The sequence below is a fragment of the Trebonia kvetii genome, from assembly GCF_007827045.1.
GTDB classification, from domain to species: domain Bacteria; phylum Actinomycetota; class Actinomycetes; order Streptosporangiales; family Streptosporangiaceae; genus Trebonia; species Trebonia kvetii.
Genome location: NZ_RPFW01000008.1, coordinates 122,559 through 147,241 on the forward strand (window position 1 = coordinate 122,559; position 24,683 = coordinate 147,241).

General features: G+C 69.8%; 21 protein-coding genes. 14 read left to right on the plus strand and 7 right to left on the minus strand.

Translation table 11 applies throughout. From position 1 onward, the window contains the following. Window positions 1-79: 79 nt before the first annotated feature. Window positions 80-3,004 carry a DEAD/DEAH box helicase gene (locus tag EAS64_RS35295; RefSeq protein WP_145860248.1) on the plus strand — a complete coding sequence of 975 codons (2,925 nt, stop codon included), beginning with the start codon at window positions 80-82 and terminating at the stop codon, window positions 3,002-3,004. 110 nt (window positions 3,005-3,114) lie between these two features. Here EAS64_RS35295 and EAS64_RS35300 read toward each other — a convergent pair whose 3' ends face one another. Further along, window positions 3,115-3,519 carry a TM2 domain-containing protein gene (locus EAS64_RS35300; RefSeq protein WP_145860250.1) on the minus strand — a complete coding sequence of 135 codons (405 nt, stop codon included), beginning with the start codon at window positions 3,517-3,519 and terminating at the stop codon, window positions 3,115-3,117. 363 nt (window positions 3,520-3,882) lie between these two features. On the opposite strand from EAS64_RS35300, the gene EAS64_RS35305 reads away from it, so the two are divergent. Both EAS64_RS35305 and EAS64_RS35310 read left to right on the plus strand, forming a co-directional pair. Beyond that, window positions 3,883-4,428: a cysteine dioxygenase family protein gene (locus tag EAS64_RS35305; RefSeq protein ID WP_145860252.1), complete on the plus strand. Its 546-nt coding sequence runs from the start codon at window positions 3,883-3,885 to the stop codon at window positions 4,426-4,428. A 159-nt stretch (window positions 4,429-4,587) separates the two neighbouring features. Continuing rightward, entirely contained in the window at window positions 4,588-5,361 is a 774-nt protein-coding gene (locus EAS64_RS35310; protein ID WP_246116011.1) for a PadR family transcriptional regulator, read from the plus strand. 260 nt (window positions 5,362-5,621) lie between these two features. Here EAS64_RS35310 and EAS64_RS44140 read toward each other — a convergent pair whose 3' ends face one another. After that, the gene (locus EAS64_RS44140) at window positions 5,622-5,825 is read right to left on the minus strand and encodes a hypothetical protein (protein WP_187366410.1); all 204 of its coding nucleotides are present in this window, start codon (window positions 5,823-5,825) and stop codon (window positions 5,622-5,624) included. Here EAS64_RS44140 and EAS64_RS44145 point away from each other — a divergent pair. Beyond that, the gene (locus EAS64_RS44145; protein ID WP_187366411.1) at window positions 5,824-6,093 is read left to right on the plus strand and encodes a hypothetical protein; all 270 of its coding nucleotides are present in this window, start codon (window positions 5,824-5,826) and stop codon (window positions 6,091-6,093) included. The genes EAS64_RS44140 and EAS64_RS44145 overlap by 2 nt on opposite strands. A gap of 404 nt (window positions 6,094-6,497) precedes the next feature. Here the strand turns inward: EAS64_RS44145 and EAS64_RS35325 are convergent, their stop codons facing one another. The 4 genes from EAS64_RS35325 to EAS64_RS46405 form a co-directional block, all read right to left on the minus strand. Continuing rightward, window positions 6,498-6,815: a DUF3099 domain-containing protein gene (locus tag EAS64_RS35325; RefSeq protein ID WP_145860254.1), complete on the minus strand. Its 318-nt coding sequence runs from the start codon at window positions 6,813-6,815 to the stop codon at window positions 6,498-6,500. Between the two features lie 79 nt (window positions 6,816-6,894). Further along, window positions 6,895-8,337, minus strand: coding sequence for a metallopeptidase TldD-related protein (locus EAS64_RS35330; RefSeq protein WP_145860256.1), 1,443 nt, complete (start codon window positions 8,335-8,337; stop codon window positions 6,895-6,897). Beyond that, a complete protein-coding gene (locus EAS64_RS35335) occupies window positions 8,338-9,843 on the minus strand; it encodes a TldD/PmbA family protein (protein WP_187366412.1) in 1,506 nt (501 codons plus the stop codon). Between the two features lie 89 nt (window positions 9,844-9,932). Continuing rightward, window positions 9,933-10,076 carry a transposase gene (locus tag EAS64_RS46405; RefSeq protein ID WP_246116012.1) on the minus strand — a complete coding sequence of 48 codons (144 nt, stop codon included), beginning with the start codon at window positions 10,074-10,076 and terminating at the stop codon, window positions 9,933-9,935. Window positions 10,077-10,099: 23 nt separating this feature from the next. On the opposite strand from EAS64_RS46405, the gene EAS64_RS35345 reads away from it, so the two are divergent. From EAS64_RS35345 to EAS64_RS35380, 8 genes are all read left to right on the plus strand, one after another. Then, entirely contained in the window at window positions 10,100-11,509 is a 1,410-nt protein-coding gene (locus tag EAS64_RS35345) for an RNA-guided endonuclease InsQ/TnpB family protein (RefSeq protein WP_342782109.1), read from the plus strand. A gap of 21 nt (window positions 11,510-11,530) precedes the next feature. Further along, complete coding sequence (gene fabG / locus EAS64_RS35350) at window positions 11,531-12,235, plus strand: 3-oxoacyl-ACP reductase FabG (protein WP_145860258.1); 705 nt, start codon at window positions 11,531-11,533, stop codon at window positions 12,233-12,235. A 40-nt stretch (window positions 12,236-12,275) separates the two neighbouring features. Continuing rightward, a complete protein-coding gene (gene fabI / locus EAS64_RS35355) occupies window positions 12,276-13,040 on the plus strand; it encodes an enoyl-ACP reductase FabI (RefSeq protein ID WP_145860260.1) in 765 nt (254 codons plus the stop codon). Window positions 13,041-13,105: 65 nt separating this feature from the next. Further along, window positions 13,106-13,783, plus strand: a complete 678-nt coding sequence (locus EAS64_RS35360; protein WP_145860262.1) for an FHA domain-containing protein — start codon at window positions 13,106-13,108, stop codon at window positions 13,781-13,783. A 154-nt stretch (window positions 13,784-13,937) separates the two neighbouring features. Next, complete coding sequence (locus EAS64_RS35365; protein WP_145860264.1) at window positions 13,938-14,684, plus strand: histidine phosphatase family protein; 747 nt, start codon at window positions 13,938-13,940, stop codon at window positions 14,682-14,684. A 5-nt stretch (window positions 14,685-14,689) separates the two neighbouring features. Then, complete coding sequence (locus EAS64_RS35370) at window positions 14,690-15,247, plus strand: DUF3090 domain-containing protein (RefSeq protein ID WP_145860266.1); 558 nt, start codon at window positions 14,690-14,692, stop codon at window positions 15,245-15,247. A 24-nt stretch (window positions 15,248-15,271) separates the two neighbouring features. Beyond that, complete coding sequence (locus EAS64_RS35375; protein ID WP_145860268.1) at window positions 15,272-16,033, plus strand: SCO1664 family protein; 762 nt, start codon at window positions 15,272-15,274, stop codon at window positions 16,031-16,033. A gap of 254 nt (window positions 16,034-16,287) precedes the next feature. Then, window positions 16,288-18,336, plus strand: a complete 2,049-nt coding sequence (locus EAS64_RS35380; protein WP_145860270.1) for a hypothetical protein — start codon at window positions 16,288-16,290, stop codon at window positions 18,334-18,336. 66 nt (window positions 18,337-18,402) lie between these two features. Here EAS64_RS35380 and EAS64_RS35385 read toward each other — a convergent pair whose 3' ends face one another. After that, window positions 18,403-19,239, minus strand: coding sequence for a PAC2 family protein (locus EAS64_RS35385; RefSeq protein WP_246116013.1), 837 nt, complete (start codon window positions 19,237-19,239; stop codon window positions 18,403-18,405). A gap of 183 nt (window positions 19,240-19,422) precedes the next feature. On the opposite strand from EAS64_RS35385, the gene metH reads away from it, so the two are divergent. Together metH and EAS64_RS35395 are read left to right on the plus strand one after the other, a co-directional pair. Continuing rightward, window positions 19,423-22,950, plus strand: coding sequence for a methionine synthase (gene metH, locus EAS64_RS35390; protein WP_145860274.1), 3,528 nt, complete (start codon window positions 19,423-19,425; stop codon window positions 22,948-22,950). 165 nt (window positions 22,951-23,115) lie between these two features. After that, window positions 23,116-24,480: an aminomethyl transferase family protein gene (locus EAS64_RS35395; protein ID WP_145860276.1), complete on the plus strand. Its 1,365-nt coding sequence runs from the start codon at window positions 23,116-23,118 to the stop codon at window positions 24,478-24,480. The last annotated feature ends 203 nt before the right edge of the window (window positions 24,481-24,683 follow it).

Consider the following 24,683-nt stretch of genomic DNA (forward strand, 5'->3'; position numbering starts at 1 on the left):
CTGCCCGACGGGGGTCCCCCGGGCGCCGGCAGAGCCTCATCCGTACCAGGCGAGGCAGAAGTCCCCTACTCTTGGATGCATGAGCACACCGGCGGTGAGCCCTGCTGAAAAGTACGCGAAGTTCCGCGAGCGGCAGGCCGCCCCCGAGTTCACGTCATTCCGTGAGCTGTACGACTTCGACTTCGATCCCTTCCAGGTGGCCGCCTGTGCCGCGCTGACCGGGGGAGAAGGGGTCCTGGTCGCGGCGCCAACGGGGAGCGGCAAGACGGTCGTCGGCGAGTACGCCGTCCACCTCGCGCTCTATCAGGGCAAGAAATGCTTCTACACCACGCCGATCAAGGCGCTGAGCAACCAGAAGTACAACGACCTGGTCCGGCGCTACGACAGCGACACGGTCGGACTGCTGACCGGCGACAACGCTGTCAACGGCGATGCGCCCATCGTGGTGATGACCACCGAGGTGCTGCGGAACATGCTGTACGCGGGCTCGCCCGCGCTGAAAGACCTCGGCTACGTCGTGCTCGACGAGGTGCACTACCTCGCCGACCGCTCCCGCGGCGCGGTCTGGGAAGAGGTCATCATCCACCTGCAGGAAAGCGTGCGGGTGGTCGCGCTGTCCGCGACGGTGAGCAACGCCGAGGAATTCGGCGACTGGCTCGCCCAGGTGCGCGGCGGCACCGAGGTCATCGTCGACGAGCACCGCCCGGTGCCGCTGTGGCAGCACATGCTCGCGGGCCGCCGTCTGTACGACCTGTTCACCGACGACGACCACCACGAGGTCAACCCCGAACTCGTCCGGCTGGCGCACCGCGAGGCGATCAGGCAGCCGTCGAGCAGGCCGGGACGAGGCGGCCACCGGCCGCGGCGCACCCAGCCGCCCTACCGCCCGGAGATCGTCGACCGGCTGGACGCCGCGGGCCTGCTGCCCGCGATCACGTTCATCTTCAGCCGGGCAGGCTGCGACGCCGCCGTGCAGCAGTGCCTGGCGGCGGGCCTGCGGCTGACCACGCCAGAAGAGGCGCGGGTCATCGAGGAACTGGCCGCGCGGCGCACCGCCGACATTCCCGAGGAGGATCTCACCGTCCTCGGCTACCACGACTGGGTGCTCGCACTGCGCCGCGGCATCGCCGCCCACCACGCCGGGCTGCTGCCCGCGTTCAAGGAGGTGGTCGAGGAGCTGTTCACCGCCGGTCTTGTCCGGGCCGTCTTCGCCACCGAGACCCTCGCGCTCGGCATCAACATGCCCGCCCGCACCGTGGTGCTCGAGAAGCTCGACAAGTGGAACGGCGAGGCGCACGTCGCGCTCACGCCAGGCGAGTACACGCAGCTCACCGGCCGGGCAGGCCGTCGCGGCATCGACGTCGAGGGGCACGCGGTGGTGCTGTGGCAGCCGGGCCTCGACCCGGGGGCCGTCGCTGGCCTGGCAGGCACCCGTACCTACCCGCTGAACTCCTCCTTCCGCCCGTCCTACAACATGGCGGTGAACCTCACCGCCCGCGTCGGCCGCGCGCGGGCCGCCAGCCTGCTGGAGTCGAGCTTCGCCCAGTTCCAGGCGGACCGCGGCGTCGTCGGCCTCGCCAGGCGGCTGCGCAGGCTCAAGGAGCAGGCAGAAGGACTGGCCAAGCAGGTCAGCTGCGACCGCGGTGACTTCATGGAGTACGCGGAAATGCGCCGCAGGCTCACCGACGCCGAGCGCGGCGCCTCGCGCAGCCGTGCCTCCGCGCAGCGGTCCGAGGCCAGGCGGGTGCTCGCCACGCTGCGCCGCGGCGACATCATCCGCGTACCGGCCGGCCGCAGGTCCGGCCTCGCAGTGGTGCTCAACCCGCCGCCGGCCGGCGACGGGTTCTCGGTCCACCGCGCCGACGGACCCCTCGTCCTCACCTCGCACGGCCAGCTTAAGCAGCTGTCGGCGGCGGACTTCCCGGTGCCGGCCGATCCCGTCGACCGGCTGCGCATTCCCCAGCATTTCAGCGAGCGCTCACCGAAGCACCGCCGCGATCTCGTCTCCGCGATGCGCGCCAAGATCGAGGGCCGCGACCTGGAGTCCGCGTCACGCCATCGCAGGTCCGCCGCCGATACCGATGATCCAGAACGGGTTCGTGGCTTCGCCGAGGACGCGGGCGATTTCGAGGGGGGCGATGTCGCCGAGGGCGACATCGCGGAACTGCGCCGCAAGCTCCGACGCCACCCTTGCCACGCCTGCCCGGACCGCGAGCAGCACGCCAGGTACGCCGAGCGGTACTTCAGGCAGTACAAGGAGGTCGACGAGCTCGAGCGGCAGATCGGCGGTCGCAGGCACGTGATCGCGCGGACCTTCGACCGGGTCTGCAAGGTGCTCGACGAGCTCGGCTACACCGACGGGGACACGGTCACCCCGGCAGGGCAGCGGCTGACCCGCCTCTACTCGGAGCTGGACCTGGTGGCGGCCGAATGCCTGCGCCGCGGCCTGTGGGAGGGACTGAACCCGGCCGAGCTAGCCGCGTGCGTGTCAGTGCTGTCGTTCGAGTCGCGCAAGCAGCCGGACGACGCCGGCCCCGCCAGGCTGCCCAAGGGCCCGGTCCGTGACGTGCTCGACGTCATGGCGCGGACCTGGGCTGAGCTCGACCACCTAGAGCAGCGCAACGGCCTGTCGTTCCTCCGCGAACCCGACGCCGGCTTCGTCTGGGCGGCCTACCGCTGGGTCCGCGGCGCCAAGCTGGAAGACGTGCTCGACGCGGTGCCCGGCCTCACCCCCGGCGACTTCGTCCGTTCCATGAAGCAGCTCATCGACCTGCTCGACCAGGTAGCCGTCGCGGCACGGGACCTGAGCGTGCCCCGGGCCGCGCGCGCCGCGGAGCGAGCCGCCGCCGCCGCCGAGCGGGCCGCCGCCGATGGTGACGTTGACGACGACCGTGACAGCGACACGGGCACGGTGCCCAAGAACAGGGACGTGTCCGCCACCGCCCGCGCCGCCATCGACGCGATGCGCCGCGGCGTCGTCGCCTATTCGGCGCTGGCCGACTGAGCCGGAATTGCAACGGACCGCGCGACCAAGCGATCGCGCGGCCCGTTTCCCGTCCCCGTAAGCCGGGTCTCACGTGGCGGGTGTCTTGCGGCGGTGGTTTCCCGCGCTGGCTACGATACGAATCCTCGTGCCCGGTTCCACGCCTGTGCGGCCTGGTAGGCGTCGATCATGCCCCAGATCCAGAAACCGAGGATGCCCACGAAACCGATGATGACGATGGTTAGCACCCAGGAGACGATGTAACCGATAAGGATAATGACCCCGGTGTTCGTCTTTCCCGCGTACATCGAACCGACGCCGGGGATGAAGAACGAGATCAGCAGCGCGATGCCCGCGTTCTTCGGCACCACCTGGGGTCCGTAACCCTGCGGATAGGGCTGCTGATACGGGGCGGGCGCATAACCGTACGGCCCCTGCGGCTGCTGGTATCCCTGACCGAACGGCTGCTCCTGCTGCGGCGGCGGCTGATAGCCCGGGACAGCACCCGGCGCGCTCCAGTCCTGCTCTTGTGACATCGCGATCCCCACTTTCGCGGATGAAAAGATTCAGCTCGGAACTCTATGAGAGAAATGCCTTTTCCGCCCGATACGTGACGCTACTGGTAGATAAAACGTTACGGAAATGGCGAGCACGCATCGATCACGATCGAAATGACCCTTTTGTCATTTCTTTTCCGCCGACGATGGAATCCGGCGCTTTCCGCGCGGGAGTGGGCGTAGACGTGACGTCGCCCGTCGCGCCCACCCGCGCCCCCGCCGTACCCCCACGCCGCCGCTCCATATATAGGCATGACCTATAGATCGCCGGAGAAGTGGCATTGGTGCTGATGCGACGCCCGCGATTACCGTGGGGTAGGAGTCGCGCTGGAGGTGGTTGGAATGTCAGTCACGGTCGCCGAGCTGCCGAAGGTTACCGGCACGTGCCCGGAGCAGGTCAGCGCTGCGGTACGCCGTGCGGTCCGCGCCGGGGGGACCTGGCAGGACACCGCCACCCGGGTGGCCGCGGCGCTGCGCGGCCGCCTGCCCGGCCCCGGTATCCTCTCGCCCGAGCAGCTCGCGGGCGACCCGGAGGGCTACCAGACGCACCTGGTGCACGCCGAGCCCGACGGCTCCTTCTCGATCGTGGTCATGGTCTGGCTGCCCGGTCAGGCGACGCCGGTTCACGACCACCTCACCTGGTGCGTCACCGCGGTGCTCCAGGGCACCGAGTACGAGGAGGTCTACGCGAACCGCGGCGATCACCTCGAGACGGTGGCGCGCAACGCCAATCCTGTCGGCACGGTGAGCGGGTTCGCCCCGCCCGGCGACATCCACATGGTCAGGAACATCGGCGATGCCATCGCGGTGTCGATGCACGTCTACGGAACCGACATCTCCCGCGTCGGCTCCAGCGTCCGCCGGGTCTACGAGCTGCCCGTCCGCTAGCTAGCCGTCACCGCGCCTGAGCTGCGCGGATAGCTCCAAGGAGCCGCCAACGAGTCGTTGGCGGCTCCTTTTCCGTCCCCGGACTTGCCAAGCGATGTTCAGCGATATATCGTTGAGATGTCAAAGAAGATACAAGACCATCGAAAGAGGTGACGCGTCATGCGAGAAGAGCACAGGCGCGGTATGCGAGACGAGGGCTGGGGTCCGTCGCCCCGGCCCGGCGGCCCCGAGTGGGGGCCGAGGCCCGGACGAGGTTCGGGCAGGCGCGGCGGCGAGCGCGGCAGCCCCGGCTGGGGCGGTCCTGGCGGCCACGGCGGCCACGGGCCGCGCGGCGAGTTCGGCCCCCGCTTTGGCATGTTCGGGCCGGAATTCGTGCTCAAGGGCCCGGGATTCGGCGTGCGCGGCCCTGGCGGCCGTGGCATGCGGGTCCGCAAGGGTGACGTCAGGGCGGCGATACTCGACCTGCTCGCCGAGGGCGGGCAGTGGAACGGCTATCAGCTGATCCAGGAGATCTCCGGCCGCACAAGCGGCGTCTGGCGGCCGAGCGCGGGGTCGGTGTACCCGGCACTGCAGCAGCTCGAGGACGAGGGCCTCATCGCCCCCGAAGGCGAGGGCCGCCGCCGGATGTACACCCTGACGGACGCCGGACGGGCGTACGCGGAGGAGCATGCCGAGGAGCTGTCCGCGTCCTGGGACGCGGCGGCGGGCATGACCGACGAGGACGCCTTCGAGTTCCATGACCTGATCCGCCAGGTAATGATGGCGGTGATGGAGGTGCGGCGCGCCGGCTCACCCGAGCAGGTCGCCCAGGCCCGTGACGTGCTGGCCCAGGCCAGGCGCTCGCTGTACCGGATCCTCGCCGAGGACACCGCGGACAGCGCGCCGCAGGCAGGGACCCCGGAAGGGACCGAGGCACCTGAGGACACGGAGTGAACCTCCGATGACCGTGCCCGCCGTCCAGGTCAAGTCGACCACCATCAAGATCCTGTGCACCCTCGCGGATCCCACCTCGGGGTCCGCGAGGGTGGCAGGCCACGTCTGAAGCAGCGCGAGGACATCGCGATTTCCCCACCACGCATTACATTCAGCGTGGCGTCTGGGGAGGAGTTCGTGCCCCGCCTTTTCGCGGAGCTCAGCCTGCCGATCCGTTCGGTGAGCGTCGCGCGACCGTCGCTTGACGACGTTTTCATGTCCTATACCGGCCGGACCATCAGGGATTCCGAGGCCACGGTGAGCGACATGAACCGCGCGCACGTGACCGGGAGTTCGGTTTCCTGCGAGAGATGCTGGTCGCGCCGGTAAGCAGGTCGGCGATAGTTATCGGGAAATGCCTCGGCGGCGCCACAGTTTCCACCTTCCAGGGAATCGTCATTCTGGCACTGGCCGGTCTCGCGCATGTGCCCTACGATCCCGTTCTGGCTGTCGGTGCTCACCCGGTTCGACCCGCTGACCTTTGTCGTGTACCCGATGCGGCACGCGGTCTTCAGCCATCTGAGCATCCCGTCGGCGGCCCGCGCGGTCCTCGAGGCCGCGGTCACCTGGAACGGCTGGCCCGTCCCGGTCGGCCTCTCGCTCGGCATCGTCGCGGTGAGGGGAGCAGCCCTGCTCGGCATGGCGATCGGGAGTTCCAGCGCACCGAGTAAGCGCACGAGAAGGCCGGGATAAAGAGTCCGCAAAATTAGGGCGACGCTGGGTGGCTACGGGGGCAAACCACCCAGCGTCGCATCATCGGCGTTCCGACGGGGGCCCGGAACGCCGGCACCGGTGCCCCGACGGGGGACCAGAGCACCGATATGAATGGTACACGTCCGGCCCCTGGGATGTGTCAAGACCTAATGACAAGTAAATCTCGGAACGCCATTGCCGCCACTACGGGCACGCGCGTCGCAGAAGAGCAGCTTCGCAGGTCATTGGCTCCTTCCCGGATCCGCGATGGCTATATGTTGCTTATGGTTATCGCTCAGTAACTTTAAGTGCGCAAGACTTGCTGAGACAATTCAGAGAAAAGTTACGCACCAAGTGGCAAATGGGGAAGGAGCTGGTTGCGCGCTGCAAGTGAAACGCGACGGTCAGTGCTCGTCGTCGCCGGAGTCGCGGCGGGCGGGCAGGTTCACCCGGTGCTCGAGGAACCCGCGCATGTTGTCGGGCTCGCGCCCGCCGTTGGCGAAGATCACCGCGATGTACGGGATGAAGATCGCGCCGATCGCCGGGATCAGTACCAGCCACCGCAGGTGGTTGACGAACAGGATGATGGCGACGGCGAAGCAGAGGGTCCTGATGGCCATCATGATCAGGTACCGGTGCTGCCGGTACCTGATGTCCTCGGACATCGGCCTGCGCGCCTGGGTAACCAGGTGCACCTGCTCATGCCCTCGTGCGTGGCCCATCCTCACCCTTCCAAGGTAGCTCGCCTTTGCTGCGCCGCATACACCGTATCGTCCGGGTTGACCAGCCCCGCCCCCGGGCCTAGCTCGCCTGGCTGACCGAGGACATGTTGAACGCCTCGACGCGCAGCGGCGGCATCGCGGCCCGGTTGAAGTAGTCGCCCCACTCGCGCGGCAGCGTCTTCTCCGTGGCGCCCGCCTCGAGCACCCGCGACAGCATGGCCACGGGCGACTCGTTGAATCGGAAGTTGTTCACCACGCCGGACACCTCGCCCTCTTCGACCAGGTACACCCCGTCCCTGGTGAGCCCGGTGAGCAGCAGTGTCTGCGGGTCGACGAGCCTGATGTACCACAGGCAGGTGACCAGCAGGCCGCGCTTGGTCGAGGCGATCATCTGCTCGAGCGACGCCGACGCGCCGGGTGCGGACAGGATCAGGTTGTCCACCGAAGGGGTGACGGGCAGCCCGGTCAGGCCGGCCGAGTAGCGCGAGGAGTGCAGCGCGGACAGGGTCCCCGCGGAGATCCAGCGCCCGGCGGGCGCCGCGAGCCCGTTGTCGAACACCGAGGAGTCGCGGCCTGAGGCGTGCGCCACCACGAACGGCGCGCACTCGAGCCCCGGGTACGCCGGATCGCTGTACAGGTCAAGCGCCATCGGCGAGAGCCGCTCGCCGACCCGCGTGCCGCCGCCAGGCGCGGAGAACACCGTCCGCCCCTCACCGGCGTCCCTGGCGCCCGCCGACCAGTACAGGTAGGTCAGCAGGTCGGCGACGGCGGTCGGCGGCAGCAGCGTTTCGTACCGCCCCGCGGGCAGGTCGAGCCGCCGCGATTGCCAGGACAGCCGCTCGGCGAGGCCCGCGTCGAGCGCGGCCACGTCCACGCCGGCGAAGTCGCGCGTCGCCGTTCCCGCCCAGGCGGAGCGGGTCAGGTCCGCCGACTTGGCGTTCAGCTCAAGCCTCCCGGTCGGCTGGTCGTAGCGGGCTCGCACCCCCGCGGAGGTGCCGAGGAAGGTCGAGCTCACGCCGTGCTCGGCGAAACCGTACAGCTTGCGGCCCGCCGCCTCCGCCGCGCGCAGCGTGTCACCGAGTTGCGTGGAGAAGGAACGGAAGACGCCGAAGTCGGTGGCGCTCGGCGCGGCGGACCAGCCGCCCGCGTCGCGGGCCGCGGCGTCCCGCGCCACCAGGTCCGCCGCGTCCTGTGCCGCGGAAGCCTCGGCCGCGGCCTTCTCCGCCTCCCGAACCAGGTCTTCCACCTGCCCCTGGGTGACGCCTGAACGGGTGACCGTGCCGACGCCCGCGGTGCCGTCTGACCGCCTGTCGATCGCGATCACCGTGAGGGACCTGGTGGCGGCGACCCCGTTGGTGGTGAGCGTGTTCCCCGCCCAGCGCAGGTTCGCGGTGGACGACTCCTCGGCGATGACGATCGTCTCGCCGCCCGGCCGTGCGGCGGCAAGCGCCTGCTCGACGGTGTCCTGCGGCGTGCCTGCCGTCCGCTGGTCCAGCCAGGGCTCGCTCTCGTTCGCGCTCATCTACTTCCCCTCCTGGACCGTGTTGAGTACCCGCACCTGCCGGAACAGCGCGGCGGGCGCGCCGTGGCTCACCGGGGCGACCTGGCCCGGCTGGCCCTTGCCGCAGTTGAACGCGCCGCCGAGCATGTAGGTCTGCGGGCCGCCGACCGCCTCCATCGAGTTCCAGAAGTCCGTCGTCGTCGCCTGGTAGGCGATGTCCTTGAGCTGGCCGTCGAGGCGGCCGTTCCTGATGCGGAAGAACCGCTGCCCGGTGAACTGGAAGTTGTACCGCTGCATGTCGATCGACCAGGACTTGTCGCCGAGTATGTAGATGCCGTTCTCGACGCCGCCGATCAGCTCCTGCGCCGACGGGCCGCCCGGTGCCGGCTTGAGCGACACGTTGGCCATCCGCTGCAGCGGCATGTGCCCGGGCGAGTCGGCGAACGCGCACCCGTTGGACCGGCCGAAGCCCTTGAGCTGTGCCATTCGCCTGTCGAGCTGGTAGCCGACGAGTACGCCGTCGGAGATGAGGTCCCAGGACTGCCCGGCGACGCCCTCGTCGTCGTACCCGATGGTGGCCAGGCCGTGTTCCGCGGTGCGGTCGCCGGTGATGTTCATGACCGGCGACCCGTATTGGAGGCTGCCCAGCTTGTCGAAGGTGGCAAAGCTGGTGCCCGCGTAGGCGGCCTCGTAGCCGAGCGCCCGGTCCAGCTCGGTGGCGTGCCCGATCGACTCGTGAATGGTGAGCCACAGGTTGGACGGGTCGATCACCAGGTCGTACCTGCCCGCCTCGACCGACGGCGCCTTGAGCTTGGCGGCGAGCAGGTCGGGCAGCTCGGCGAGTTCGGCGGGGAAGTCCCACCCGCTCCCGGTGAGGTACTCCCAGCCCCGCCCGGCAGGCGGGGCGAGCGTGCGCATGTCGTCGAACCCGGACTCGGTGACCGCGGTGGCCTCGAGCTGCGGGTACAGCCTGACCCGCTGCTGCGTGGTGGTGGTCGCGCCGTCGGTGTAGAACTTGCACTCCTTGACCTGGTAGACCGACGCGTCGGCGTGACTGACCACGGGGTGGGCGAGCAGCAGCGCGGACCAGTCGGCGAGCAGCGCCACCTTCTCCTTGGCCGCGACGCTGAACGGGTCGATCTCGTAGGCGGACACCCAGGTGACGTCGCCGTACCCCGGCTCGGCAGCCAGTTCGATCCGCTCGGTGTTCATCGCGGCGGCGACCTTGGCCACCTCCACGGCGTGCCGGGCCGCGTCGCGCGCCGCCTCGGCCGTCAGGTCGACCGCGGACGCGAACCCCCAGGTCCCGTCCACGATGACGCGGACCGCGAGCCCGCTGTCGTCCGCGTCGGACAGCGACTGCAGCTTCCCGTCAGACAGTGCGATGCTCTGCCCGCGCACCCGCTCGACCCGGAAGTCGGCGTGATCCGCCCCCAGCGTCCGCGCCGCGTCAAGCGCGGCGTCGGCGAGGTTTCGCAGCGGCAAGTCCGTGAACTCGGCGTCAATCCGGCCGTCATGATCTCCCACGCCACAGAACCTATCCCGCCAGCTCCCTGTTCAGTCATGTGATGCGAGGACCCCGGGCCTTCAGGTCCGGGGGAATCGATCGGCCAGGTCTAGGCAGGTCGCTTCCGCTGCTCGATGTATTCCTTGATGCTCTCGAGCGGCGCGCCGCCGCAGGACGCGGCGAAGTACGATGGGCTGTAGACAAAGGCCCTTCCCCTGCGTGTGTCGGTGTTTCGTTCACAGCGAGGTGACATAGGCCAATGCCATGCTTGTCTGTGTGAAGATCGTCGTGCAAGTTCGGTTGCTGCCGGACGCCGCGCAGGCGCCCGCGCTGGAGTCGGCCCTGCGGGCAGTCAACGAAGCCGCGAACCTGGTGTCGGCCGTGGCGTTCGACCGCCACGTGTTCCGCGAGTACGCGCTGCGCAAGCAGGTCTACGGCTCCCTTAAGGACCGGGGGCTTGGTGCACAGGCTGCCCAGCAGGTGATCAAGAAGACATGCAACGCGTACAAAACCCTGCGGGCGACAATCCAGGCGGGGAACCTCGGCGCCCCCGGGTCGAAACGGCGGGTGAAAGCCGAATCCAAGCCCATCGCTTTCCGGCCCGACGCCGCCCAGCCATACGACGACAGGTGCCTGTCCTGGCAGCTTGACACGCGGACAGTATCGATCTGGACCACTTCCGGGCGGCTGCGCGGCGTGCGGTTCGCCTGCTCTGCGGACGCGCTCAGGACGCTGGCCCTGTACCGGCATGGCGAGTCGGACCTGGTCAGCCGGGACGGCCGGTGGTTCCTGATGGCGACCTGCGACGTGCCGGAGGCCGGGCAGTACGAGCCCGACGGGTTCCTCGGCATCGACCTCGGCATCGCGAACATCGCCACCACCAGTGACGGCGAGATCATGTCCGGCCGGATGGTGAACCGGTACCGGAGGCGGCAGCTCAGCCTCCGCCGCAAACTCCAGGCGAAGGGAACCAAGTCCGCGAAGCGGCTGCTGAAGAAGCGAGCCAGGAAGGAAGCCCGGTTTGCCCGGGATATCAACCACTGCATCGCAAAGAAGATCGTGACCGAGGCTGAACGCACCTCGCGCGGTATTGCCCTTGAAGACCTGACGGGCATCCGCGACAGGGTACGGCTCCGCAAGCCCCAACGGGTCACGCTCAGCAGCTGGGCGTTCGCCCAGCTCGGGTCGTTCATCGCGTACAAGGCCCTCCGCGCCGGGGTGCCGGCGGTCTACGTCGATCCGGCCTGGACATCGCGCACCTGCGCGGACTGCGGTCACGCCGACAAGCGGAACCGCGTCTCGCAAGCCAGGTTCACCTGCCGGGGATGCGGCGTCGTTGCGCACGCAGACCGGAACGCTTCCCGCAACATTGCCGCCCGCGGCCAGGTTGCGTGGGATGCGGGGCGTGAGTCACGCGCCCCTGCCCCTGCCCGCAACGGGCAAGGGCTGGACGCGGCAGCCAGCATCACCGCCAGTGATGCCCTAGCCGCAAGCTCGGCCCTAAGGGCCGAGTTAGTTGACTCAAAACAAAATACCTGCCCGCCACCCCGTATCTGGCGGATTTCTACAAAGACGAAGACCCGATGTTCGTGCCGGGCGGCATCGAAGCGGAGCCCAGGTTGCGGCAGGGTGAAGCGTGGTCGCGCCCGCCGAGGGCCGGGGCGGTACTCTCGGCTGTCGGGCTGAACCACTGCTGGAGGGAAAACGATGGGGCGCTCCGTACTTGTGACCGGCGGGAACCGAGGGATCGGGCTTGCGATCGCGCAGCGGCTCGCCGCCGACGGGAACAGCGTCACCGTCACCTCGCGCTCTGGCGAGCCGGTGGAGGGCCTGTCTGTGGTCAAGTGCGACGTGCGCGACGCGGAGTCGGTTGACGCGGCGTTCACCGAGGTCGAGCAGGCGCAGGGGCCGGTCGAGGTCCTTGTCGCCAACGCGGGAATCACCAAGGACCAGCTGCTGGCCCTGATGAAGGAGGACGCGTTCACCGACGTCCTCGACACCAACCTGGTCGGCGCGTACCGGGTCGCCAAGCGCGCCGTGCGCGGCATGATGAAGATGCGCCGCGGCCGGATGATCTTCATTTCCTCCGTGGTCGGCCTGTACGGCTCCGGCGGCCAGGCCAACTACGCCGCATCCAAGGCCGGCCTTGTCGGCCTGGCCCGCTCGCTCGCCCGTGAGCTCGGCTCCCGCGGCATCACCGCGAACGTGGTGGCGCCAGGGTTCGTGGAAAGCGACATGACCGCGGTGCTGTCGGAGGAGCGCAAGGCGCAGATCATCGGCGCGGTGCCGCTCGGCCGGTACGCCGCGGCCGACGAGGTGGCCGGCGCGGTCGCCTTCCTGGCCAGCCCGGACGGCGGCTACGTGACCGGCGCGGTCATCCCGGTCGACGGCGGCCTCGGCATGGGCCATTAAGAACAGGGCCACTGGCAAACAACAGGAGAGCTGGTTAGCAATGGGCATTCTCGACGGCAAGCGGATCCTGGTGACGGGTGTGCTCACCGACGCCTCGATCGCCTTCCACGTGGCGCGCGTCGCCCAGGAACAGGGCGCGACCGTGGTGCTGACCGCGTTCCCCCGCCCGACGCTCGTGGAGCGGATCGCCAAGCGGCTGCCGCAGCCGGCGCCGGTGATCGAGCTCGACGTGACGAGCACCGAGCAGCTCGACTCGCTCAAGGACCGGGTCAAGGAGCACGTGGACGGCCTGGACGGCGTGGTGCACTCGATCGGCAACGCGCCGCAAGCCGCGCTCGGCGGCAACTTCCTGAACACCGGCTGGGAGGATGTCGCCAAGGCGGTGCACGTCTCGACCTTCTCGCTGAAGTCCCTCGCCATGGCGGCGCTGCCGCTGATGGGCGACGGCGGCAGCGTGGTCGGCCTTGACTTCGACGCGGCGGTGGCCTGGCCTGGGTACGACTGGATGGGCGTGGCCAAGGCCGGGCTCGAGTCCTGCGCCCGCTACCTGGCTCGCGACCTCGGCCCGCAGCGGGTGCGGGTCAACCTGGTCGCGGCGGGACCGCTCAAGACGATGGCCGCCAAGTCCATTCCCGGCTTCGAGAAGTTCGAGGACGTGTGGGCGCAGCGGGCACCGCTCGGCTGGGACATCGCCAACCCCGACGCCGCCGCGCGGGCCTGCGTCGCGCTGCTTTCCGACTGGTTCCCCGCCACCACCGGGGAGATCGTGCACGTCGACGGCGGGGTGCACGCGGTCGGCGTCTGAGCGCTGTACCGGCATCGACGCCGATCTTGTTGCGCAGCGGGCTGTTGGTCCCGATACTGCATTTCATGGGAGGTTCCGCGGCGCAGACCCCTACCTCGCCGGACGAACAGCCGGCTGCCGGTCTTCGTGCTTCCGACGCCGACCGGGATCAGGTGGTGTCCAGGCTCAGGGACGAGTACGTCGCGGGACGCCTGTCGCAGGAGACGTTCCTGCACCGGATGAACCTGGTGCTCGAGACCAAGCGGCAGGTGGACCTGCCGCCGCTGCTCGCCGACCTGCCGCAGCCGACGCCAAACGGCCAAAAGGTCGGCCAGACGCTCGGCGGCTGGCTGCGCGGCACCTGGTCCCGGGTGACGGCAACCCAGATACGCCGGCCGGGGCGGGACGCGCCACCGCGCACCGTCGCGCCGCGCCGCGCGCCCCTCAGGGCCATGACCACGGGCATGGGGGCCGCCGACGTCGGCCGCAGGGTGCCGCTCGCCCTGCAGTTCCCGCGCGGCTCGGGCGACCAGTTCAGCATCGGCAGGGACGCGAGCTGCGACCTGGCGATCGCGGACGTGACGGTGTCCAGGCGGCACGCCCAGCTTGAGCGGACGGCGGACGGCTGGCTGCTCAGCGACCTCGAGTCGACCAACGGCACCCGGATCAACGGCTGGCGGGTGCGCGGCAGGGTCCCGGTCCGGGTCGGCGACCTGGTGAGCTTCGGCAGCCTGGAGGCGGTCTTCGCCCGCGGCGACGACTGACACACGACTGAAAGACGACCGAAAGACGGCTGAAAAGACGTCGCGCGGCCGACCGCACGCCGCCTGCGATCTGCCGCGAAACAGGAACCCCCGCGGGCGACCGCCGCCAATCCCCGTCCTCAGGGCGGTGAGTAGTCAACTAAAGTTCTAAAGCGTGACAACGGTTCTGCTCGTGCGGCACGGCCTCACTGCGACGACGGGGCAGCTGCTTACCGGCTGGACGCCCGGCATCGGCCTCGATGAGCGCGGCCGCGCGCAGGCGAAGGCGCTGGGGGAACGGATCGCCCCTGTGCCGCTCGACGCGATCGTTACCAGCCCGCTCGACCGCTGCAGGCAGACCGTCGAGGAGATCGTCGCCGCCCGCGCGGGGCGGACCGCACCGGTGCCAGACCCGGCCGTCGACCCGATGGTGGGAGAGTGCAGGTACGGCGACTGGACGGGCAAGCCGCTGACGGAGCTGCAGAAGGACCCGCTGTGGCCGGTCGTGCAGGCGCACCCGAGCGCGGTCGTCTTCCCCGGCGCCGAGGGCGAGTCCATGCTTGACATGCAGCACCGCGCCGTCTCCGCGATCAGGGAGTGGAACGCGCGGCTTGGCAAGGACGCGACCTACCTGGTCTGCTCGCACGGCGACGTGATCAAGGCGATCGTGGCCGACAGCCTGGGACTCCACCTCGACCAGTGCCAGCGCATCGTCGCGGACCCGTGCTCGCTCACCGTCATCCGCTACACCCCGCTGCGGCCCTTCCTGCTCCGCCTGAACGACACCGGCGGCACCGTGGATGACCTGCTGCCGCGACCCGCGACACAAGGCGAGGGACAGGAAGCGGGCGGCGAGAGCGATGCCGTGATCGGCGGCGGCGCGGGTATTGATCCAGACACCGCCAACGGTGCGGAAGGATAGGACTCATGCCGGTCTTCTACTATGACCCGCCGGACAGGTTCGTGGCCGGTTCCGTCGGTCAGCCGGGTGACAGGACCTTCTACCTGCAGGCGAGTTCGGCCGGCCGGGTGACGAGCGTGGTACTCGAGAAGTTCCAGGTGAGCCTGCTCGCCGAACGGATCGACGAGCTGCTCGACGAGGTGCTGCGCCGCACCGAGGCGACCGACATCCCGGAGAGCGCACCCGCGGCGCTGCGCGACGACGGCCCGCTCGACCTGCCGCTGACCGAAGACTTCCGTGTCGGCGCGATCGCGCTCGCCTGGGACAGCGAGGGCGACCGGGTGGTCATCGAGGCGCAGGAGGAGAGCGAAACGCCCGTCGAGCCGTTGTCCGACGACATCCCGGTGGACGGGCCTGGCGTGCTGCGCGTGCGGATAAGCCCGAGTGCAGCCCGCGCCTTCGCGCAGCGGGCGCTCAGCCTGGTCGCCGCGGGCCGTCCGCCGTGCCCGCTGTGCGGGCTGCCGCTCGACGCGGCGGGCCACGTGTGCCCGCGGCAAAACGGCCACCGTGCGGCCCGTGCCTGACGACGCGAATGTCTGATAACACCAATGTCTGAAATCACGGGCGCCTGCGACGCCGACGACCTGCCTGAGGGGGAGCGCGAGGCCCTCGAGCTGCTCGAACGCGGCACGCTTACCGTCGAGGGCCGCCTGGTGGACGCGTCGAACGCGACGCTGTTCTGCACGGTCAGGTCGCACGGCGCCGTGGCGAACTGCGTGTACAAGCCGATCGCGGGCGAGCGGCCGCTGTGGGATTTCCCGACGGGCAGCCTGGCCGGGCGCGAGGTCGCCGCCTACTCGGTTAGCAAGGCGGCCGGCTGGAACTTCGTGCCGCCGACGGTGATGCGCGACGGGCCGTTCGGCCCCGGCATGTGCCAGCTGTGGATCGACATCGACGACAGGGTCGACGTGATCGGGCTCGCCCGCCGCACCGATCACGTGGCGCTGCGGGAGATGGCCGTATTCGACGCGGTCATCAACAACGCCGACAGGAAGATCGGCCACCTGCTGCCGGTCGTCGACGGCCACCTGTACGGCTGCGACCACGGAATCTGCTTCGCCGAGGAGTACAAGCTCCGCACGGTGCTCTGGCAGTGGCGCGGCGAGCAGCTGCCCGACCGCGCCGTCGAGACGCTGCGCCGCCTGTCGGCGGGCCTCGCCGGGAACGGCTGGCTCGCCGAGGACCTGGCGCAGTACCTGACCCGCGCCGAGGTGGCCGCCACCGCCGGCCGCGTCGAGGTGCTGCTCGCCGGCCGCATCCACCCCCTGCCGCCCCAGGACTGGCCCGCCGTCCCCTGGCCCCCGTATTAAACACAAGGTCATCCCGAACGGGTTCGGCTGACTCTCATCCCTCGATCGTCTCCTCCTGCGCGGAACCCGGCGGCCTTCTCGCGCGTCCAATCCGCGCAGTGTTACCGCAGCGCGTGTTTTCCGCGACACTGGCCACCCGCTGTATCGCCAAAGCATCGGCTCGACCCGAGGGATGACCGTGCGAAAGACCGCCAGCCTGCTGACCGCCGGTCCCGTCATCGCGTCACTCGTGTGCGCCTCCGCCGTCACGGCGCATGGCGGTACCGCCCGGCTCGAAGGACGTCTTCGCGTTCTACGACGGGTACCGGAACTTCGCGCTCCCGAACGTGACCGAGTGGACGGGCAGTTCGTGGCGGCCACGGACCTTCTTCACGCCGAACTCGACCATCCTGTCGTCCGTGGCGGCGCGCCCGGGCGATGTCTGGGCCTTCGGCATCCCGTATCCGTCCACGGCGGACCCGGCGCTCCGCTACAACGGCAAGACCTGGGCCGCCGCGCCCTCGCCCGGCTTCAGCGCCTTCTACTCAGCCGCCACGGGGCCCGACAACATCTGGGCGCTCGGCGAGCAGATCGTGCACCCCGCCAATGGCTACAGCGTCGCCCGCTGGAACGGCAAGAAATGGACCGCGGTGCCGTTCCCGTCCGCGCCCAAGGCGGCGCATCAGGTCATCAGCGACTTCCAGGGACTGGCCGTGGGCAGCAAGAACGATGTCTGGACGACCAGCTACAGCGAGCCGGCCGCCAGCACGTTCTGGATGCTGCACTGGAACGGCAGGAAGTGGTCGGCGCTGAAGGTCCCGTACGCGATCGGCTCGATGGACTACCTGGCGCCCTATGTCATCGGCGCGGACGGCCGCGGCGGCGTCTGGCTGGACGCCATCGCACGGAACGGGACCGAGTACCTCTTCCACGGCACTGTCTCCCCAGGCACCGGGGCCGGCCACTGGCAGCGGTTCGCGCTGACCGGCGGTGAAGGGCGGGGGCCCGATCAGCGTCTCGGGCATTGTCCGGGTGCCAGGCACCACGACGGTCTACGCGTACGGCTGGGCCAGCGCGGCCAAGCCCGCCGTGGGCGTCATCCTCGAATACATCAGCTGACCCGCAGTGCGAACAGAAAGGCAACAGTAGTGAGCAGAACCTCCCGCATGCTCGCCGCCTCCGTCGCCGCCACGGCGATCGCGTGCGCGTCCGCCGTCGCGGCGACGGCCGCGAACGCGGCCCAGGCCGCAGGGACCGCGCGGGCGGCGGTCCCGGCGCCCCACTGGCGGATCGTCGCCGCCTTCCAGAAGCGGTCGTCGATCGATGGCCTCGCGGCGAGCGGCCCGAACAGCGCCTGGGCCGTGCAGAACTGCACGAAGCCCTGCACGAGCGGCAACGGCGTGCTCATGCGGCACTGGAACGGCAAGACCTGGCAGACCGAGCCGCAGCCCGCGAACGCGAAGCACACAGGCAACGCCGAACCCCTGCTCGCGATGGCGCCGGGATCGCCGGACGTCTGGGCCGTCTACAACATCTACGACCACAAGACCCGCGCGTCGGTGGCCGAGTGGACAGGCAAGGCGTGGGCGCATCCCACGGTGTTCCCCGTCGGCACGAACTTCCAGGGACTCACCGCCACGGGCTCCACCCTCTGGGCCTTCGGATCCAGGCAAGAGTTCGGCAATACCCCGTACGTGGTGCGCTTCACCGGCAAGTCCTGGGCGCAGGCGCCCTCGCCCGGCCCGGCCTTCGGCCCCTGGACCGCCGTCGCCCGTTCCGCCAGCGACATCTGGGCGCAGGCACTGCCCAGCGGGGGTGGCATCGGCCTCCAGTTCAGCCACTGGACCGGCACCCGCTGGGTCAAGCAGGCGGTGCCGCCCGCGCCGAAGGGCTCACCCGGCGCCTACGGCGGCCTGCGCGGCGATCTCGCCGTCAGCGGCCAGGACAACGTGTGGGGCTTCGGCTACTTCGAGTTCAAGTCCGGCAGCACCGACTACTGGCTGGTGCACTGGAACGGCAAGGCCTGGTCCAACGTCAAGGTCCCGTTCGCGCTCAGCCCGACGTACATCGCCGGCCCGCTCGGCCCCGACGGCCACGGCGGCGCCTGGCTCGCGGCCATTCCCCCCAAGACCAACCGCGAGTACCTCTACCACGTCACCGCCGCCGGCCACTGGACCCGAGTGCCGATACCCACACTCCAGGGGGCCACGGGGACGGTGATCTACGGCTTCGCCGCCATCCCAGGCACCTCGTCGGTCTACGCCTACGGCCGGGCGGACAGCGCGGCCGGCCTACAGGGCGTCATCCTCAAGTACGCGGCCTGACCCGACAGCGAAATGGCCCGCCGCCCCGGAAGACCGGGACGGCGGGCCATGGCAAGCGAACGATCCCTAGAACTCGCCGCCGCCGGCGTGCCCCTCGTCGCCGCGGCGGCGCAGGTAGCGCTCGAACTCGCGGGCGATGGCGTCCCCGGACGCCTCGGGCAGGTCGGTGGCGTCCTTGGCCTCCTCGAGCGTCCGCACGTACTCGGCCACGTCGGAGTCCTGCTGCGCGAGCTCGTCGACGCCCCGCTCCCAGGCGCGGGCCTCCTCGGGCAGGTCCGCCTGCGGCAGCGACACGTCGAGCACGTCCTCGATCGAGCGCAGCAGGGCCAGCGTCACCTTCGGCGACGGTGACTGCGCGACGTAGTGCGGCACGGAGGCCCACAGCGAGACGGTGGGGATGTCGGCGGCGGCGCACATGTACTGCAGCACGCCCACGATCCCTGACGACCCCTTGTACTCGTTCGGCTCAGAGCCCACGCCGCGCATCAGCTTCGGCTCGGAGCCGCTAACCTGAACCGGCACCGGCCGGGTGTGCGGCGAGTCGGCGAGCAGCGCCCCGATCAGGATCATCATCTCGACGCCGAGTTCGGTCAGCCCGCCGATGAGCTCGTCGGTGAATCCGCGCCAGCGCATGTTCGGCTCCACGCCGTGCACGAGCACGATGTCGCGGGGCAGCCCGGTGTCCGACGCGCGGGCCAGGGACAGCCGCGTGGTCGGCCAGACCAGCCGTTCCGTCTTGCCGCCAACCACCTCGATGACCGGCCGGTTGACCTGGAAGTCGTAAAAGTCATCAGGGTCGATCGCGGCGATCGGGGTGGATTCCCACGCGATGCCCAGGTGGTTGACGACACCGCTCGCGGCCTCCGCCGCGTCGTTCCACCCCTCAAACGCGGCAATCGCCACTGGGTTGACGAGCGGGCCGTCGACGTCGCTGAACTTGATGACTTCACCTCCGCTAGAGCCACGGGCCTACCCCGTAACTACAGCCTACGTCTCCATGAGGGCTCGACGTGTGACCTGTGGCGGACACAGTTTCAAGTCGACTCTTTTGTTTTCGGACCACTAACGCCTACACTCGGTATAACTATGAGCGGTCTTGTTATTGAAGAGGCTACTGAGCGTTCTGCTGCCCTGCGGGGAGCGCTCGCCGAACGGGTCGTCATCGCGGATGGCGCCATGGGAACGATGCTCCAGGCTGCCGACCTGACGCTGGCAGACTTCGAGGGCCACGAGGGCTGCAACGAGGTACTGAACGCCACCAGGCCGGACGTGGTGGGCGATATCCACCGCGCATACCTGGCCGCGGGGGCGGACTGTGTCACCACGAACACGTTCGGCGCCAACTTCGCGAACCTGGCCGAGTACGGCATCCAGGAGCGGATCGGCGAGCTCTCCGAGGCGGGCGCGGCGATCGCCCGCCGGGTCGCCGACGAGTTCACCGCCGCGGACGGCAGGGCCCGCTGGGTGCTCGGCTCGATCGGCCCCGGCACCAAGCTGCCGACGCTCGGTCACGTCACGTTCCGCGAGCTGCGCGACTCCTACTACGAGAACGCGGCGGGGCTGCTCCGCGGCGGCGCGGACGCGCTGATCATCGAGACCTGCCCCGACCTGCTCCAGGCGAAGGCCGCCGTCATCGGCACCAAGCGCGCGGTGCGCGACCTGGCCCCGGAGGCGGTCGTCATCGCGTCGCTGACCATCGAGACCACGGGGACCATGCTGCTCGGCACCGAGATCGGCGCCGCGCTCACCGCGCTCGCGCCGCTCGGCATCGACGTGATCGGCCTCAACTGCGCCACCGGGCCCGACCTGATGAGCGAGCACCTGCGCTACCTGGCGGCGAACTCGCCGATACCGATCTCCTGCGAGCCGAACGCCGGCCTGCCCGTGCTGACCGCCGACGGCGCCCACTACCCGCTCACCCCCGCGGAGCTCGCCGACGCGCACGAACGGTTCGCCACCGAGTTCGGCCTGTCCCTGGTGGGCGGCTGCTGCGGCACCACGCCCGAGCACGTCGCGGCGCTCGTCGAGCGCCTGGGGGTCACCGCGGCGCGGCCGGGCGGCGTGCAGCCCGCGGCGCGCTCGCCGCGCACCGAGCCGGGCGTCGCGTCGCTCTACAACCACGTGCCGTTCCGTCAGGACACCGCGTTCCTCGCCATCGGCGAGCGGACCAATGCCAACGGCTCCAAGGCGTTCCGCGAGGCGCTGCTGGCAGGCGACTTCGCGGGCTGCGTGGACATCGCCAGGTCGCAGACCAGGGACGGCGCGCACCTGCTCGACGTCTGCATCGACTACGTCGGCAGGGACGGCGTGGCGGACATGCGGGAGATCGCCGGCCGGCTTTCCACCGCGGCGACGCTGCCACTCGTGCTTGACTCCACCGAGCCGCCTGTCATCGAGGCGGGACTCGAGCTGATCGGCGGCCGCTCCATCGTCAACTCGGTCAACTACGAGGACGGCGACGGCCCGCAGTCGCGGATCGCCCGGCTGATGCCGCTAATTCGCGAGCACGGTGCCGCCGTTGTCGCGCTGACTATCGACGAGCGCGGCCAGGCCCGCACCGCCGAGTGGAAGGTCGAGGTGGCCGAGCGGCTGATCCGCGACCTCACCGTCAACTACGGGATGAACGAGCAAGACATCATCGTCGACTGCCTCACGTTCCCGATCGCGACCGGCCAGGAGGAGACAAGGCGGGACGCGCTCGAGACGATCGAGGCGATCGCCGAGCTCAAGCGCCGCCATCCCGGCGTGCAGACCACCCTCGGCGTCTCCAACGTCTCGTTCGGGCTCAAGCCGGCCGCCCGCCAGGTGCTCAACTCGGTCTTCCTCGCCGAGTGTGTCAGCGCCGGGCTCGACTCGGCGATCGTCCACCCCTCCAAGATCGTCCCGCTCGCGCGCATCCCGCAGGAGCAGCGCGAGGTGGCCATGGACTTGGTCTACGACCGGCGGCGGGACGGGTACGACCCGCTGTCGCGGATGCTCGAGCTGTTCGAGGACGTGGACGTGGTGTCCGCGAAGGCGTCGCGGGCCGCCGAGCTCGCCGCGCTGCCGCTCGACGAGCGGCTCAAGGCACGGATCATCGACGGCGAGCGCAACGGCCTTGAGGGCGATCTCGACCTGGCGCTGGCCGAGCGGCCCGCCCTGGAGATCGTCAACGACATCCTGCTCGACGGGATGAAGACGGTTGGCGAACTGTTCGGCTCCGGCCAGATGCAGCTGCCGTTCGTGCTCCAGTCGGCGGAGGTCATGAAGGCCGCGGTCGGCTACCTCGAACCGCACATGGAGAAGACGGCCGACGGCGGGCGCGGCACGATCGTGCTCGCGACGGTCAAGGGCGACGTGCACGACATCGGCAAGAACCTGGTCGACATCATCTTGTCCAACAACGGCTACGACGTGGTGAACATCGGTATCAAGCAGCCGGTCTCCGCGATCATCGCCGCCGCGGAGGAGCACAACGCCGACGTCATCGGCATGTCCGGGCTGCTCGTCAAGTCCACCGTGGTGATGCGGGACAACCTGGCTGAGCTGAACGACCGCGGCCTCGCGGAGCGCTGGCCCGTGCTGCTCGGCGGCGCGGCGCTGACCCGCGCCTACGTCGAGCAGGACCTGGCCGAGCTGTTCGCGGGCGAGGTCCGCTACGCCCGCGACGCGTTCGAGGGGCTGCGCCTGATGGACGCCGCGATCGGCGTCAAGCGCGGCGTGCCGGGCGCCGCCCTGCCGGCGCTGCGCCCGCGCCGGGTGCGCGCCCGCGCCGTCGCGGAAGAGTCCGCCGCCGCGGAGCCGGTCGCGACGGGGAATCAGTCGGTCGCCCGCGACAACCGCGTGCCGGAGCCGCCGTTCCTTGGCACCCGCATCATCAAGGGCATCCCGCTCGCCGACTACGCGGCCTACCTGGACGAGCGGGCCACGTTCATGGGCCAGTGGGGCCTCAAGGCGTCGCGCAAGGCGGACGGCCCGAGCTACGAGGACCTGGTCGAGTCCGAGGGCCGGCCGCGGCTGCGGATGTGGCTAGAGCGCGCCCAGACCGAGGGGATGCTGCAGGCCGCCGTGGTGTACGGCTACTTCCGCTGCGTGAGCGAGGGCAACGACCTCATCGTTCTCGGCGAGGACGGCGCCGAGCGCGAGCGCTTCTCCTTCCCCCGCCAGCAGCGCGACGAGCGGCTGTGCCTCGCCGACTACTTCAGGCCCGCCGACTCGGGCGAGACCGATGTCATCGCCTTCCAGCTTGCCACCATGGGCTCGGCGGTGTCCGGTGTCACCGCCGAGCTGTTCGCGAAGAACGCCTACCGCGAGTACCTGGAGCTGCACGGCCTTTCCGTGCAGCTCACCGAGGCGCTAGCCGAGTACTGGCACGCGCGGATCCGCAAGGAGCTGGGCATCGCCAGCGAAGACCCCGCCGACCTCGACGGCTTCTTCAGCGTGAAGTACCAGGGCTGCCGCTACTCGATGGGCTACCCGGCCTGCCCGGACCTGGCCGACCGCGCGAAGGTCGCCAGGCTGCTCGAACCGGAGCGGATCGGCGTCGAGCTGTCCGAGGAGATGCAGCTCCACCCCGAGCAGTCCACCGACGCCCTGGTCGTCCACCACCCGGCCGCACATTACTTCAGCGTCTGACGCCGACCGCGCGAAATCCGCAACCTTATCCTTACCGGCCGGGCGGTTGCCGTCCGCCAAGCACCTCTCCTACGGTCGTCGAGCGGCCTAGTAGACCGATCTACTAGATGGATCGGATAGGCCGATTGAATAGGCCGCTCCCGGACCACCAACGGAGGTGCGCAGATGGCGGGCGTATCCGCGCGGCAGCGCGAGACGTACGAGGCGCTGCTCAAGCACGACGACGGGCCGTTCATCACCGAGCGGCCCGCCTACTTCAGCCCGGCCGCGGCGGCGCAGGACGAGGCGAACCTCAAGGGCGGTTTCGGCAGGTTCGCCCAGATCCTGCTGCCGACGGAGTACGCGGACGGCTGGCTGGCGGAGAGCCAGGCGCACGTGCGGTCGGCCTACCTCGGCGACTGGACCTCGCTGAACAAGGTGACCGTGCGCGGGCGGCAGGCGCTCGACTTTCTCGCCCGCTCGGGGCTGCGTGACCTGTCCCGCTTCAGGCCCGGGCAGGTCACCCACCACGTGCAGCTGGACTCCCGCGGCTGGGTCGCCTCCGAGGGCATCCTGTACCGGATCGGCGAGGAGGAGTTCGTCTACACCGCGGGCAGCTGCGACTGGCTGGTGTGGCAGTTCGGCCAGGGCGGCTGGGACGCCGAGATCGCCGACATCAGCCCGGAGACGTTCATCTTCGGCGTGCAGGGTCCGGCGTCGCTGTCGATACTTGAGCGGGCGGCGGGGGAGCCGCTGCGCGACATCGGCTTCAGCAGGCTGCGCGCTGCACAGGTCGGCGGCCTGCCGGTCCGGGTGCTGCGCACCGGCATCTCCGGCGAGCTCGGCTACGAGCTGCACGGCTCAGCGGACGACGCGGACGCCGTCTGGCGCGCGGTCAGCGCGGCGGGACGCGAGTACGGCATCCGCCACCTCGGCTTCCGCTCCCAGCCGGTGCAGCACATCGAGGCGGGGATCGCCACCAACGGCCTCGACTACATGCCCGCCGCCGCGATCACCCCGGGCGCGCCGCGCCAGTTCAGGCGCGGCGCGATCGGCGGCAGCTTCGTCCCCGTCAACGGGTTCACCGACTACTTTCGCAAGCCAGGCGAGCTCGGCTGGGCGCCGCGGACGCTGCCCGCCCACGACTTCCTCGGCCGCGACGCCCTCGCCGCCGATGCCGCATCGGGCGCGGCGGGCCGGGTCCTTGTCGGCCTGACCTGGCACCCGGCCGACGTGGCAGGCGTGCTGACCGCCCTGCTCGGCGACGGCGAGGCCCCGGAGCAGATGGACATCCCCCGCCTGCCAGGCCCGAGCTTCGACCAGGTCCTGGTCGGCGGTACCCCGGCCGGCGTCTCCACGGGCCGCACCCTTAGCCCCACGGTCCGCGCCATGATCTCCCTGTGCGTCATCGACAAGGCGCACGCCACCCCAGGCACCGCGGTGACCGTCATCTGGGGCCGCCCCGGCACCCCCCAGCGCGAAATCCGCGCCACCGTGACCGCCCTCCCCTTCAAACCAGACAACCGCCGCACCGACGTGACCACCCACTAACCCACCCCGCCCGCTCCCGCTGGCGCGAATGCCCGTTTCGTTACCGGGGTTATGACCCCGGCAACAGCAAGGGCATTTTGGTAATGATCTTCACCCCGCCACTCTTCCTCGCGATAACAGCAAGAAGCGGGGCTGTCGCGCCGCCCGGCCGGCGATCATAGGGAGGGGCCGCGCGGCGGCCAGGCAAAAGGCGTGACTGGCTT